Genomic DNA, 13,390 nt, shown 5'->3' with positions numbered 1-13,390 from the left:
GATTCTTCCACCCATATCCCAGCGGGGCGTCGACGCTCGCAATAGCCTGAGGCGGTGACCGTGCGACTTCGACCCGAGATTGCTGCCGTCCCCCCGTACCAGCAGGGGCGACCGGCCCCCGAGGGCGGGTTCAAGCTCTCGAGCAACGAGAACCCCTTCCCGCCGCTGCCGGCGGTCGTCGAGGCAGTGCAGCGCGAGGCCGAGCGGGTCAACCGGTACCCGCGCCCCGGCTCGCCGCAGCTGCAGCAGCAGCTCGCCGAGGAGCTCGGCGACGACGTCGACCGCATCCTCATCGGCGACGGCTCCGCGTCGCTCCTGCAGCAGCTCATCCACGCGGTCGCCGGCCCCGGCGACGAGGTCGTCTACGCCTGGCGCTCGTTCGACGCGTACCCGCTCTTCGTGCGCACGGGCGGCGCGACGCCCGTCGAGGTGCCGCTCGACGCCGACCACCGGCACGACCTCGACGCGATGGCCGATGCGATCACCGAGCGCACGCGCGCCGTGATCGTCTGCAGCCCCAACAACCCCACCGGCACGATCGTCACCCCGGAGGAGCTCGACCGCTTCCTCGAGCGCGTGCCCGACGACGTGCTCGTCATGCTCGACGAGGCCTACATCGAGTTCGTGCGCGAGCCCATCCCCGACGGCATCGCGCTGCAGCGCGAGCGCGAGAACGTCGTCGTGCTCCGCACCTTCTCGAAGGCCTACGGCCTCGCGGGCCTCCGCGTCGGCTATGCGATCGGCGACCCCGCGGTGCTCCGCGGCGCCGACCTCACGGGCGTGCCGCTCTCGCAGACGGCGCTCGGCGCCGCCGCGGCGCTCGCTGCCCTCGCCCACCGCGACGAGACCTTCGGCCGCATCCAGCAGGTCGTCGAGCACCGCGATGCCCTGTGGCAGCGGCTCGTCGACGAGGGCGTGCCCGTGCCGCGGCCGCACGGCAACTTCGTCTGGGTGCCCTCGCAGCCCGGGCAGGAGGACGCCATCCACGACATCCTCTTCGACCACCTCCTCGTCGCGAAGGTCTTCCCGGAGGGCACGCGCATCTCGATCGGCGAGCCCGAGGCCGACGACAGCGTCGTCGCGGCGGCGAAGGCCATCCAGGCGCTCCAGTGACCGACGCCCAGCCCATCCGCCTGCTCGACGAGGCGGGCGAGGCGGTCGTCACCGCCGAGAACGAGCCGTGGCGGGCGATCGCCGACGAGCTCTCGACCGACGACCGGCTCGCGATGCACGGCGAGATGCTGCGCACGCGCCGCTTCGACGTCGAGGCCGGCCACCTCCAGCGCCAGGGCAAGCTCGGGCTGTGGGTGCCCTCGCTCGGCCAGGAGGGCGCGCAGGTCGGCGCGGCGTGGGCCGCCCGGCCGCAGGACACGCTCTTCCCGAGCTACCGCGAGCACCTCATCGCCCTCCACCGCGGCGTCGACATGCTGCAGATCATCGACATCTTCCGCGGCGCCGCGCACGGCGGCTGGAGCCCGACCGAGGTGCCCGGCATGCGCATCTACTCGCTCGTGATCGCGACGCACGCGCTCCACGCGACCGGCTACGCGATGGGCATCGGCCTCGACGGTGCGAGCGGCACGGGCGACGCGAGCGCCGACGAGGCCGTCATGGCGTTCTACGGCGACGGCGCCGCGAGCCAGGGCGACGCGAGCGAGGGGCTCGTCTTCGCCGCGAGCTACGACGCGCCGATCGTCTTCTTCGTGCAGAACAACAAGTGGGCGATCTCGGTGCCCTCGACGCGGCAGAGCCGCTTCCCGCTGCACGAGCGCGCCCGCGGCTTCGGGCTCGCCGCCGCGTGGGTCGACGGCAACGACCCGCTGGCCTCCTTCGCGGTGTCGAGGCGGATGCTCGACGACGCCCGGCAGGGACGCCCCGGCTACATCGAGGCCGACACCTACCGCATGGGCGCCCACACGACGAGCGACGACCCCACGCGCTACCGCTCGCGCGACGAGGAGGAGGCGTGGGCGCGACGCGACCCGATCGCGCGCCTCGCCGCCCACCTGCGCTCGCTCGGCGTCGACGACGCCGCGCTCGCCGAGCAGGAGCAGCGCGCCGCCGACGAGGCGGCCGACATGCGCCGCCGCGCGCTCGAGGCGACCGCGGCCGCGAGCGACGACATCTTCGACCACGTCTACGCCGAGCCGCACCCGCTCGTCGCCGAGCAGAAGGCGGCGCTCGCGGCGTTCGAGGCCTCGTTCGGGAGCGACGCATGATCGCCGGCCAGTCGATGCCCATCGCGAAGGCGCTCAACTCTGCGCTTCGCGAGGCGATGCGCGCCGACGAGAAGGTGCTGCTCATGGGCGAGGACATCGGCCCGCTCGGCGGCGTCTTCCGCATCACCGAGGGCCTGCACGCCGAGTTCGGCGACCGACGCGTGCTCGACACCCCGCTCGCCGAGTCGGGCATCATCGGCACCGCGATCGGCCTCGCGATGCGCGGCTACCGCCCGGTGATCGAGATCCAGTTCGACGGGTTCGTCTACCCCGGCTTCGACCAGATCGTCTCGCAGCTCGCGAAGATGCGCGCCCGCCACCGCGGCGCCGTTTCGATGCCGGTCGTCATCCGCATCCCCTACGGGGGGCACATCGGCGCCGTCGAGCACCACCAGGAGAGCCCGGAGTCATACTTCGCCCACACCGCGGGCCTGCGGGTCGTGAGCCCCTCGACCGCGAACGACGCGCACTGGATGCTGCGGCAGGCGATCGAGAGCGACGATCCCGTCATCTTCCTCGAGCCCAAGGCGAAGTACTGGACGAAGGGCGAGGTGCTCGACGCACCGACCGCGGCGCTCCACGCCGCCGTCGTCGCGCGGGAGGGCACCGACGTGACGCTCATCGGCCACGGCGCGATGGTGCACGTGCTGCTGCAGGCGGCCGAGATCGCCGCGGGCGAGGGCACGAGCTGCGAGGTCGTCGACGTGCGCTCCCTCTCGCCGATCGACTGGGCGCCGCTCGTCGCCTCGGCGCAGCGCACCGGCCGCGTCGTCGTCGCGCAGGAGGCGCCCGGCCACGCATCCGTCGGCTCCGAGATCGCCGCGACGATCGCCGAGCGCGCGTTCTACTCGCTCGAGGCGCCCGTGCAGCGCGTGTCGGGCTTCGACACCCCGTTCCCGCCCGCGCAGCTCGAGGACGTCTACCTGCCCGACGCCGATCGCGTGCTCGCGGCCGTCGACCGCGCGCTGGCCCACTGACGGAAGGACCTCCCATGCAGGAGTTCAGGCTGCCCGACCCGGGCGAGGGGCTCACCGAGGCCGAGATCGTCTCGTGGCGCGTGCGCCCCGGCGACTCGGTCGCCGTCAACGACGTGCTGCTCGAGGTCGAGACGGCGAAGTCGCTCGTCGAGCTGCCCAGCCCCTTCGAGGGCACGGTCGAGGCGCTGCTCGTCGAGGAGGGCCAGACCGTCGAGGTCGGCACCCCCATCATCCGCGTCTCGGGCGGCGACCCCGACGAGGTCGAGTCGGGCAAGCCGACGGAGGAGACGGTCGAGGCGGATGCGTCCGGCGGGGCCGTGCTCGTCGGCTACGGGGTGCGGGGCGGTGCCGAGACGCGCCGCCGGAAGCCCCGCACGGTGCAGGACCCGCCCGCGCCCGAGCCCCCGACGCCGGCCGCGCCCGAGCCGCCCGTGCCCGCCGAGCCACACGACGCATCCGGCCCGGTGCTCGCGAAGCCGCCCGTCCGGAAGCTCGCGAAGGACCTCGGGGTCGACCTGCGGCAGGTGACGGCGACCGGCCCGATCGGCGACGTCACGCGCGACGACGTGCAGCGTGCCGCGCAGGCACCGGCGGCGGCGCAGCCGGCCGCATCCGCGCGCGTCGCGTGGAGCGGCGGGCGCGAGGAGCGCATCCCGGTCAAGGGCGTGCGCCGCGCGACCGCGCTGGCGATGGCCCAGTCGGCGTTCACGGCGCCGCACGTGTCGGTGTTCACCGAGGTCGACGCGACGCGCACCATGGAGCTCGTCAAGCGGCTCAAGGCGTCCGACGCCTTCGCGGGCGTCAAGGTCTCGCCGCTGCTCATCATGGCGAAGGCGATCCTGTGGGCGATCGAGCGCTCGCCGGAGGTGAACTCGACGTTCTCCCCCGAGGAGCTCGTCGTGCACCGCTACGTCAACCTCGGCATCGCCGCGGCGACGCCGCGGGGGCTGCTTGTGCCCAACATCAAGGATGCGCAGGAGCTCTCGCTCGTCGATCTCGCGCGCGCGATCGAGCAGCTCACGCTCACGGCGCGCGAGGGCCGCACGCCGCCGGCCGACATGCAGCACGGCACCTTCACCATCACGAACATCGGCGTCTTCGGCATGGACACCGGCACGCCGATCCTCAACCCGGGCGAGAGCGGCATCATCGCGCTCGGCGCGATCCGGCAGAAGCCGTGGGTCGTCGACGGTGAGGTGCGGCCGCGCTGGGTCACGACGGTCGGCGGCTCGTTCGACCACCGCGCGGTCGACGGCGACACGATCAGCCGCTTCGTGGCCGACGTCGCGTCGATCCTCGAGGAGCCGGCGCTGCTGGTGGAGTAGTCGCCCGACCCGCGGGTCCCGACGCCCGGGACGGGCGTCGGAGCTGGGGTCGCGGTCGAGGCCCGAAAGGGCCTCGACCCTCAGCTCCACCGCTCAGTCGAACAGCGGCCCCGCCTGCGGCCGCCACCACTCGTCGTCGGGCGTCACGGGCATCCGGCGCTTGTGCTCCGTGCGCGTGTAGCGGTCGACGATCTGCTCCGCGACCTCGGGCTCGACGTCGCGCCCCTCGAGGAACGCGTCGATCTGCTCGTAGGCGAGGCCGAGCTCCGCCTCGTCGGTCTGGCCCGGGCGCTCGTCGAGCAGGTCGGCCGTCGGCGCCTTCTGCCACAGGCGCTCGGCGGCGCCGAGCTCGCGCAGCAGCTGCTTCCCCTGCCGCTTCGTGAGCCCCGCGAGCGGCAGCACGTCGGCGCCGCCGTCGCCGTACTTCGTGTAGAAGCCCGTGACGCCCTCGGCGGCGTGGTCGGTGCCGATCACGAGCAGGCCCAGCTGGCCGCCGATCGCGTACTGCGCGATCATCCGCGCCCGCGCCTTGACGTTGCCCTTGTGGTAGTCGTCGACCGCGCCGACGCCCGCCTCGATCGAGGCCTCGAGCGCGTCGACGCCCGGCTTGACGTCGACCGTCACCTCGCGGTCGGCGCGGATGAAGTCGAGCGCGAGCTGCGCGTCGTCCTCGTCGTGCTGCACGCCGTAGGGGAGGCGCACGCCGACGAAGCTCGCCTCGCCGCCGGCATCCCGCACGCGCTCGACGGCGAGCTGCGCGAGGCGACCGGCGAGCGTCGAGTCCTGGCCGCCGGAGATGCCGAGCACGAAGCCCTTCGCGCCCGTCGCGGCGAGGTAGTCGACGAGGAACTGCACGCGCCGCTCGATCTCCTCGGCGGGATCGATCTCGGGGCGGGACCCGAGGGCGGCGATGATCTTGAACTGGGCTGTGCCGGTGGGGATGCGCTCCATGGCGAGAGCCTACGCTCGCGATGTTTCCGGAGTGCTACGTCCGCTGGGAGTCCGCCGAGATTGACAATCGTTCTCACTAAGGCGTAGCGTCGACCCGTGCGGCACGGCGTCGCACTTGGACAGGATTCCCATGCGACCCACGCAGACCACCGCCCTCCTCAGCACCGTCGGAGCGGCGGCGCTCGTGCTGACCGGATGCGCCGGCCCGGCGAACGGCGCCGGCTCGGCCGACGACCGGCTCGAGATCGTCGCGACCACGACGCAGCTCGCCGACATCGCCCGCGAGGTCGTGGGCGACGAGGCGCAGGTGACGAGCCTCCTGCGCCCGGGTGCCTCGGCGCACAGCTTCGACCCGGGCCCCGCGGCGCTCGCGGCGCTCGCCTCCGCCGACCTGCTCGTCGTCAACGGTGCGGGGCTCGAGGGCTGGCTCGACAGCACGGTCGAGGCCTCGGGCTTCGCCGGCACGCTCGTCGACACCTCGGAGGGCATCGACCTCATCGTCGCGGGCCACGACACGCACGAGGGCCACGACCACGGCGACGAGTCGCATGGCGACGATCACGAGCACGACGACGAGGCGCACGCCGACCACGACCACGCGCACGAGCCCGACGACCACGCCGGCCACGACCACGGCGAGTTCGACCCCCACGTCTGGACCGACCCGGCCAACGCGATCGCCCAGGCGGAGGCCATCCGCGACGCGGTCACCGCCGCCGACCCCGACGCCGACATCGACGCATCCGCCGCCGCCTACCTCGAGCGGCTCGCCGAGCTCGAGTCGTGGATGCGCGCCTCGATCGAGCAGGTGCCGGTCGAGGAGCGGCTCGTCGTGACGACGCACGACACGTTCGGCTACCTCGAGCGCGCGTTCGACGTGCAGGTCCTCGGCACGGTGCTCCCGAGCCTCGACGACAGCGCCGACGCGAGCGCCGCGCACATCGACGACCTCGTCGCCGAGATCCGCGCCACCGGCACGCCCGTCGTCTTCAGCGAGAACGCGATCGACCCGCAGCTCGCGGCCACGATCGCGCGCGAGGCGGGTGTCGAGCTGCGGCAGGGCGAGGACGCGCTCGCGGCCGACGCGCTCGGGCCCGAGGGCAGCCCGACGGGCACCTACATCGGCTCGCAGCTGCACAACACGACCGCGATCGTGACCGCGTGGGGCGCCGAGCCGCTGCCGGTGCCAGGATCGCTCTCATGAGCGCACCCGTCGTCGAGATCGCCGACGCCTCCTTCGGCTACGGGGGAGCGCCGGTGCTCTCGGGCGTCTCGTTCGAGGTGCGGGCGGGCGAGGCGGTCGCGCTCATCGGGCCGAACGGCGCCGGCAAGTCGACGCTGCTCGCTGGCTTGCTCGGTCTCGCGCAGCACGAGGCCCGCGTCTTCCGCGTGCCGAGCGCGCGCGGCGAGATCGGCACCCTCCCGCAGTCGAGCGAGATCGACCCGGCGTTCCCCGTCACGCTCGAGCAGGTCGTCGCGATGGGCCGCACGCCGCGCCTCGGCCTCAAGTGGCCGGGCAGGGCCGACAAGCGCATCGTCGCCGACGCCATCGAGGCTGTCGGGCTCGCCGAGCACCGTGGCGCGCGCTTCGGCGACCTCTCCGGCGGGCAGCGCCAGCGCGGGCTCCTCGCTCGCGCGCTCGCGGGCGAGCCGCGACTGCTGCTGCTCGACGAGCCGTTCAACGGCCTCGACCACGGCTCGCGCGACGCGCTGCTCGAGACCGTGCGGCGCCTCAAGGGGCAGGGTGTCGCCCTGCTCATCACGACGCACGACCTCGACCTCGCGCGCGCCGTGTGCGATCGCACGCTGCTCGTGAACGGGCGGCAGATCGCGTTCGACGAGACCGGATGCGTCCTCACGCTCGAGCGCGTCGAGGCCGCCTTCGCGAGCCACGTCATCGAGATCGACGGCCACACGCTCGCGACGACCGAGCACCACGAGGCCGCGCACCACCATCACCACCACGTGCTGCGGGACGACGACGCCGCGGCCGCCCCGCCCCGATGACGCCGATCGCGGCGCTCATCGACCCGGTCACGCCGTTCTCCGTGCCGTTCATGGGGCGGCCGCTGCTGCTGCTCCTCGCGCTCGCGATCGCCGCCGGCACCGTCGGCGTGCTCGTGAACCTCCGCCGGCTCGAGTTCTCGACCGACGGGCTCACGCACGCGGTGTTCCCCGGCCTCGTGATCGGCGCGGCGATCGGCGGGGCCGCCGGGCTCATGCCCGGCGCGATCGGCGCGGCCGTCGTCGCGGCGGTCGTGCTCGCGCTCATCTCCCGCCGCGGGCAGCCGCGCGACACGGCCGTCGCGATCGTCCTCACTTCCTTCTTCTCGCTCGGCGTCGCGCTCGTCTCGGCTTCCGGGGGCGGGTCGGGCAGCCTCTCCGACTTCTTCTTCGGCCGGCTGCTCTCGATCACCTGGGGCGACCTCGGCGTCTCGCTCGCGCTCATCGGCATCGCGGTGCTGCTCGTCGTGCTGACCGCGCGGCCGCAGCTCTACGCCGCGTTCGACCCCGCGGGCGCCCGGCGCGCGGGGCTCCCGGTGCTCGCGCTCGAGGTCGTCGGCACCGTCGCGATCGCGCTCGTCGTCGTCGCCGCATCCGCCTCGGTCGGCACGCTGCTCGCGCTCGCGGTCGTGATCGTGCCCACCGCGGCGGCGCGCGCGCTCACCCGCTCGCTCGCGGCAGCCGCCGTCGTCGCGATCGGCTTCGGCGCCGTCACGGGCTGGCTCGGCCTCTGGGCGGTCGTGCAGCTCGCGGTGCTCGGCGTCGATGCCGCGCCCGGCGCGACCGTCGCCCTCACGATGATCCTCGGCTACCTCGTGGCGCTCGCGATCGGCGCCGCACGGGGTGCTTCGTCGAAGCGGCCAGCGCCCGCCCCGAGCAGGGCGGGGGTGGCCTCGTGACGCTCGACTTCTTCGCCCGCGCGCTGCTCGAGGTGACGCTCGCGGGCGCGCTCGCCGGCCTCGTCGGCGTGCTCGTCGTGCTGCGCGAGCGCGCCTTCTTCACGATGTCGCTCACCCACGCCACCTTCCCCGGCGCCGTCGCCGCGGCGATGCTCGGCGTCTCGATCCCGCTCGGCGCCGCCGTCGCGGCGGTCGCGCTCGTCGCGATCGCGGTCGGCATCGGCCGCATCCGCTCCCAGGGGCCGGCCGTCGCCTCGGGAATCATGCTCACCGCGGGCTTCGCGCTCGGCGCGCTCCTGCAGTCGCTCGGCCCGCTCGCGATCGACGTCGAATCGTTCCTGATCGGCCAGGTGCTCGCGGTCTCGGGCGCCGACATCGCGCTCACCGCGACGCTGCTCGCGGTCGCGATCGTCGTGTGGGCCCTCGCGGGCCCGCACCTCGTCTTCTCGAGCGCCGACGAGGGCGGCTACCGGCGCGCGGGCCTGCGCCCCTGGATCCCCGAGACGCTCGCGCTCGCGCTCATCGCCGCGACGGTCGTCGCGATCATGCCGGTCGTCGGCGCGATCCTCGGCGTCGCCCTCATCGTCGCGCCCGCCGCGGCCGCGCGGCTCGTCGTGCGCGACTGGCGCGCGATGCTCGTCGTCGCGCCGCTCATCGCGATCGCCTCCGGCGTGCTCGGGCTCCTCGCCTCGCGCTGGCTCGAGCTCGCCGCGGGCGGCGCGATCGCCCTCGTGGCCGCCGCTTTCTACGGCCTCGCCTGGATCCGGGCCGAGGCCGCCCGCCGCCCGCGTGGCACGATCGAGACGAGGACACCATGACCGCCCCCGCTCCCCGCCGCAGCACGAAGCAGCGCGAGGCCGTCCGCGAGGCGCTCGAGGCGAGCGACGAGTTCGTCTCGGCCCAAGCGCTGCACCAGGCGATGCGCGCCGAGGGCTCGACCGTCGGGCTCGCGACCGTCTACCGGGCGCTCGCGGCGCTCGCGGAGGACGGCGAGGCGGATGCGCTGCAGTCGGCGGGCGAGCTGCTCTACCGCGCGTGCACCAAGACCCACCACCATCACCTCATCTGCCGCTCGTGCGGTCGCACCGTCGAGCTCGAGGCGGCGGCCGTCGAGCGATGGGCGGGACAGGTGGCTGCCGCGCACGGCTTCATCGAGCCCGATCACGTCGTCGACATCTTCGGCCTGTGCGCAGAGTGCGCGGCCGCGCGGAGCGGCTCCGCGCGCTGATCCTCCCGAGGGTGAGGACTGCCCATCGCGCTCGGGCGCTTCCGATGTGAGACTGTCTCGACGAGACCGAGGGGAGCCCCAGTGACCGCTCAGCGCAGTGCCGCTCAGCCCAGCGCCTTCGGTGCGCGCCGGCCCAGCAGCGAGCAGCAGCCCACGCTCCTGCAGCAGATCCAGCAGCGCGAGCAGCAGCACGCGCAGTCGCAGGAGCCGCCGGCCGACCGCCGCCCGGCCGAGCCCGGCCCCTACGACCAGCCGCTCGCGCAAGGATCCATGCCCTACGGCTCGAGCGTCGGCGGTCGCGCGACTGCCGGCGGGGTCGAGAATCCCTACAGCGAGCAGCCGAGCTCCCCGTCGCCGTGGCCCGAGCGGCCGGCGGCTGCCCTCCCGGCGCGCCGCATCTTCGGCATCCAGCCCGTGCTCTTCGTCGGCATCTGCCTGCTCGCGATCGTCACGCTCGTGACGGTCGTGCTCATCTTCGTCGGCGACTTCGAGAGCCAGGCGTCGCGCGTCGTCTGGACGGTCGTCGTCTTCCTCGCCTTCACGGGCCTGCTCGCGCTCGACCTCGTGCTCGCGCGGCGCTCCGCGACCCCGCTCATCATCGGCGTCGCGGCGAACATCTACCTGCTCGCGGTGCTCATGATCTCGATCTGGATGCGTGGCACGGGAGACGACCCGTGGGATGGCGACTGGCTCTTCGGTGAGCTGTTCGGCATCACGCTCCTGACGATCCTCGTCGTGCGCGCGGCCGCCGCGGGAGCGTGGGGCCTCATCTCGCTCGGCGAGCGCGGCCGCGCCGAGATGGCGCGCATCATCGGGCTCGTCGCCGCGGCGCTCCTCGGGCTCGTGGGCATCCTGCTCACGCTGCACTTCGCGATCGAGGCATTCGGCTTCGAGGTGACCGAGTGGTACTGGCGCGCGACCGTCGCGGCGATCGTCGTGACGGCGCTCGCGGCGTCCGTGACCGTGCTGCTGTTCTGGAACCGCCGCAACATCGACTGGCAGGAGGCCGAGGCGCGTGGCGAGCACGTGCGGCGCCCCGCGGCGCAGTCGGTCGGCGGCGCTGCGAACCCGACGGCGATGCGCCCGGGGGCTGCCCCAGCGCCGATGCCGCAGGCTCCGCGGCAGCCGGCTCCCCAGCCCGCCCCGCAGCCGGGCGCGGGCGGCCTGCTGCCCTGGCCGACGTACGCCGACGGCACGCCGTTCCCGATGGGCCCGGACGGGCAGCCGGTCTTCCCGCCGCAGCGCTGACGCCCGGATCCCAGGCGGGTATTGCCGCGAGCGCGCCGCATCGCGTACGATTGACCCTTGGCGCGGTTCCGGCCGCGCAGCGCACGCCTCCTCCAAACCCCTCAAAGGCTCGGCTTCGGCGTGTGCAGGCAAGTGATCTTGGGCAGGCCCTCGGGCCTGCGGTACCCAATTGGAGGCACCATGGCAGCCGTATGCCAGGTGACCGGAGCCACTCCCGGCTTCGGGCACAACATCTCGCACTCGCACCGGCGCACGAAGCGTCGCTTCGACCCGAACGTGCAGCGCAAGACCTACTTCGTCCCGTCGCTCAAGCGCAACGTGACGCTCAACGTTTCGGCCAAGGGCATGAAGGTCATCGACGCCCGTGGCATCGAGGCCGTCGTCCGTGACATGCAGGCTCGGGGGGTGAAGCTCTGATGGCGAAGAAGGCGCAGGACGTCCGTCCGATCATCAAGCTCCGCTCGACTGCGGGCACCGGCTACACGTATGTGACGAAGAAGAACCGTCGCAACAACCCTGACCGACTTGTGCTGAAGAAGTACGACCCCATCGTGCGTCAGCACGTCGAGTTCCGAGAGGAGCGATAAATGGCCAAGAAGAGCATGATCGCCAAGAACGAGCAGCGGAAGGCCATCGTCGCCCGCTACGCCGAGAAGCGCGCAGCCCTCAAGAAGGCGCTCGTCGACCCGAAGAGCACCGACGAGGAGCGCGAGGCCGCCCGCATCGGCCTGCAGAAGCTGCCCCGCAACGCCTCGCCGGTCCGCGTCCGCAAGCGCGACGCGATCGACGGCCGCCCCCGCGGCCACGTCGGCGACTACGGCATCTCGCGTGTCCGCTTCCGCGACATGGCGCACCGTGGCGAGCTGCCCGGCGTGACCAAGTCGAGCTGGTAAGCACCGACTCACCCACGAAGGCCCCGACCCCCGCGGTCGGGGCCTTCGTCGTCCCCGGATGGGGTGGCACCGGCCCGGAGGCGCGCGGGATCAGGCGGTCGCGTCCTCGAGCTCGCAGGTGCAGTCCTTGAGGTGTGCCCATGGCGGGTCGCTCGCGGTGCACTTGGCGGGTTGGTCGCGCGAGAGGTCCCAGATGTCGACGCCGCGGTCGACGAATGCGGGTCCGGCAGGCTCTGGCTCGTCGAGGTAGATCTTCCCTGTGGGGCTGGTCCATTCGAGGACGCCTTGGTCGAGCTGGCGGACGGTCCAGGCGGTGGCGTGCTTCATCGAGTGGTGCCGGCGGCACAGGTGGGCGAGGTTGGAGAGGGTGGTGGGTCCGCCGTCGGCGTGGGCGATGGTGTGGTCGGCGTCGGCGCGGGAGACGCGGTTGGTGCAGCCGGGCCAGCGGCAGCGGCCGTCGCGGCGCTGGAGCCAGCGGCGCATGGCCCGGTTGGGCTTGTACGTGTCGACCGCGACCGGGACGCCGGTGACGGGGTGGAGGAACAGCCGCTCCCAGGTGATCGTCTCGGAGGCCAGGGCTCGCACCGTGGCCGCGTCGACGAGCGCCCCGCCCTCCAGGGCACCCGAGAAGCGCAGCTGCGGCTCGTCCTCGTCGTCGCTCCGCTTCAGCAGCTCCGTCGCGGGGATCGTGACCGTCACGGTCGCCGAGATCGGGTTGATGCCGTGGAGGTCCTCCGGCGTCTGGCCGGTGAGGAGCGTCTCCATGAGGGCGTCGAAGCGGTACTGGTCGAAGGTGCGCGGGTCGTCCTTCGGCTTGCCCCGGGCGGCGTCGGTCGCGCGGTTGAACGCGCCGTGGATGGTCACCGAGGGGCCGGAGAGCGAGAGCGTCGAGATCCCGTCATCGTGGTCCTCGACCCATGCGCGGCGCTGCTCGACCGCCCGATCGTGGCGGCGCTGGAGCGGCTCGGCCATCGCCCGATCCACGATCCGCCGCGCGCGGGAGCGCAGCTGCGACGGCGTGACGCGCTCGGCGATCTCCACCAGCTCCGCCTCCACCCGAGCGCGATCCTCCGGATCGACCGACGGGTCGGTGCGCAGCGCCTCGGTGGCCTGCTCGATCGCCCGCAGATGGGTGCCGGTGATGCGGCCCTCCTTGTGCGAGGCGTGCGCGGCGGGGAGGTCGATGACGGTCGTCCACGCCTCGACGAGCTTGCGCTCCATGGCGCGGTCCGAGAGGCGCAGCTCCGCCGCGAGGATCGAGGCGCTCTCCTTCACGGCCATGCCGACGTCACCGCCGGATTCGCGCAAGTGCTGGAGCTCGGCTGCGAGGACCTCGCGGTGCTCGGCCTCGAGCCGCGCGCGGCGTTGCTCGATCGCGCGGATCCGGCCGGCGAGCGCCTCCTGCCGGCGCACGGACTCGGGCCGCTCTGCGGCGGGCATCGTGCCCGGCAGCGGCGGCACCTCCATGCGGCCGGCGATGACCTCCTCGACCTCCGCATCGCTCAGGCGCGCGAGCCGCTCCGCCCAGTCCCGGTCGTAAGCGGCCAGCTCCTCCTCGAGCTCGTCCGCGGTGCGGCCGCGCGGGTCGATGGCCCCGGCACGGATTGACGCGATGTACTCCTCCGCATCGATGCCCGACCACTCAT

General features: G+C 73.2%; 15 protein-coding genes. 13 read left to right on the top strand and 2 right to left on the bottom strand.

Annotated features, from left to right (window positions below; genetic code table 11):
• Positions 1-54: 54 nt before the first annotated feature.
• From L332_RS22490 to L332_RS22475, 4 genes are read left to right on the top strand one after another with little or no spacing between them, the layout of a single operon-like run.
• Positions 55-1,113, top strand: a complete 1,059-nt coding sequence (locus L332_RS22490; protein WP_021010552.1) for a histidinol-phosphate transaminase — start codon at positions 55-57, stop codon at positions 1,111-1,113.
• Positions 1,110-2,219 carry a thiamine pyrophosphate-dependent enzyme gene (locus tag L332_RS22485; RefSeq protein WP_021010551.1) on the top strand — a complete coding sequence of 370 codons (1,110 nt, stop codon included), beginning with the start codon at positions 1,110-1,112 and terminating at the stop codon, positions 2,217-2,219. The genes L332_RS22490 and L332_RS22485 overlap by 4 nt, the downstream gene beginning before the upstream one ends.
• Positions 2,216-3,196 carry an alpha-ketoacid dehydrogenase subunit beta gene (locus tag L332_RS22480; RefSeq protein ID WP_021010550.1) on the top strand — a complete coding sequence of 327 codons (981 nt, stop codon included), beginning with the start codon at positions 2,216-2,218 and terminating at the stop codon, positions 3,194-3,196. The genes L332_RS22485 and L332_RS22480 overlap by 4 nt, the downstream gene beginning before the upstream one ends.
• A gap of 14 nt (positions 3,197-3,210) precedes the next feature.
• The gene (locus tag L332_RS22475; protein WP_021010549.1) at positions 3,211-4,521 is read left to right on the top strand and encodes a dihydrolipoamide acetyltransferase family protein; all 1,311 of its coding nucleotides are present in this window, start codon (positions 3,211-3,213) and stop codon (positions 4,519-4,521) included.
• A 93-nt stretch (positions 4,522-4,614) separates the two neighbouring features.
• Here L332_RS22475 and nadE read toward each other — a convergent pair whose 3' ends face one another.
• Positions 4,615-5,472 (bottom strand): ammonia-dependent NAD(+) synthetase, encoded by an 858-nt coding sequence (gene nadE / locus L332_RS22470; protein WP_021010548.1) that lies wholly within the window; start codon positions 5,470-5,472, stop codon positions 4,615-4,617.
• Positions 5,473-5,602: 130 nt separating this feature from the next.
• Here nadE and L332_RS22465 point away from each other — a divergent pair, with 130 nt between their 5' ends.
• The 9 genes from L332_RS22465 (at position 5,603) to rpsN (ending at position 11,744) form a co-directional block, all read left to right on the top strand.
• On the top strand, positions 5,603-6,676 hold the full coding sequence (locus L332_RS22465; RefSeq protein ID WP_021010547.1) for a metal ABC transporter substrate-binding protein: 1,074 nt from the start codon (positions 5,603-5,605) through the stop codon (positions 6,674-6,676).
• On the top strand, positions 6,673-7,479 hold the full coding sequence (locus L332_RS22460; RefSeq protein WP_021010546.1) for a metal ABC transporter ATP-binding protein: 807 nt from the start codon (positions 6,673-6,675) through the stop codon (positions 7,477-7,479). Before L332_RS22465 ends, L332_RS22460 begins: the two co-directional genes overlap by 4 nt.
• Positions 7,476-8,375 (top strand): metal ABC transporter permease, encoded by a 900-nt coding sequence (locus L332_RS22455; protein WP_021064994.1) that lies wholly within the window; start codon positions 7,476-7,478, stop codon positions 8,373-8,375. The genes L332_RS22460 and L332_RS22455 overlap by 4 nt, the downstream gene beginning before the upstream one ends.
• Entirely contained in the window at positions 8,372-9,193 is an 822-nt protein-coding gene (locus tag L332_RS22450) for a metal ABC transporter permease (RefSeq protein WP_021064993.1), read from the top strand. The genes L332_RS22455 and L332_RS22450 overlap by 4 nt, the downstream gene beginning before the upstream one ends.
• Positions 9,190-9,603 (top strand): Fur family transcriptional regulator, encoded by a 414-nt coding sequence (locus tag L332_RS22445; protein WP_021010544.1) that lies wholly within the window; start codon positions 9,190-9,192, stop codon positions 9,601-9,603. The genes L332_RS22450 and L332_RS22445 overlap by 4 nt, the downstream gene beginning before the upstream one ends.
• 81 nt (positions 9,604-9,684) lie before the next feature.
• Positions 9,685-10,851 carry a hypothetical protein gene (locus L332_RS22440; RefSeq protein ID WP_021010543.1) on the top strand — a complete coding sequence of 389 codons (1,167 nt, stop codon included), beginning with the start codon at positions 9,685-9,687 and terminating at the stop codon, positions 10,849-10,851.
• Between the two features lie 180 nt (positions 10,852-11,031).
• Positions 11,032-11,268 (top strand): 50S ribosomal protein L28, encoded by a 237-nt coding sequence (gene rpmB, locus L332_RS22435; protein ID WP_021010542.1) that lies wholly within the window; start codon positions 11,032-11,034, stop codon positions 11,266-11,268.
• The gene (gene rpmG, locus L332_RS22430; RefSeq protein ID WP_021010541.1) at positions 11,268-11,438 is read left to right on the top strand and encodes a 50S ribosomal protein L33; all 171 of its coding nucleotides are present in this window, start codon (positions 11,268-11,270) and stop codon (positions 11,436-11,438) included. Before rpmB ends, rpmG begins: the two co-directional genes overlap by 1 nt.
• Positions 11,439-11,744: a 30S ribosomal protein S14 gene (gene rpsN, locus L332_RS22425; protein ID WP_021010540.1), complete on the top strand. Its 306-nt coding sequence runs from the start codon at positions 11,439-11,441 to the stop codon at positions 11,742-11,744.
• A gap of 90 nt (positions 11,745-11,834) precedes the next feature.
• Here rpsN and L332_RS29440 read toward each other — a convergent pair.
• Positions 11,835-13,390, bottom strand: a 1,556-nt coding sequence (locus tag L332_RS29440) for an HNH endonuclease signature motif containing protein (RefSeq protein ID WP_031223690.1), incomplete at its 5' end; no start/stop codon positions are given.

The sequence above is a fragment of the Agrococcus pavilionensis RW1 genome (assembly GCF_000400485.1).
Lineage (GTDB): Bacteria > Actinomycetota > Actinomycetes > Actinomycetales > Microbacteriaceae > Agrococcus > Agrococcus pavilionensis.
The sequence above is the reverse complement of the archived record's forward strand: the minus strand, read 5'-3'. Positions and strand labels throughout refer to the sequence as shown.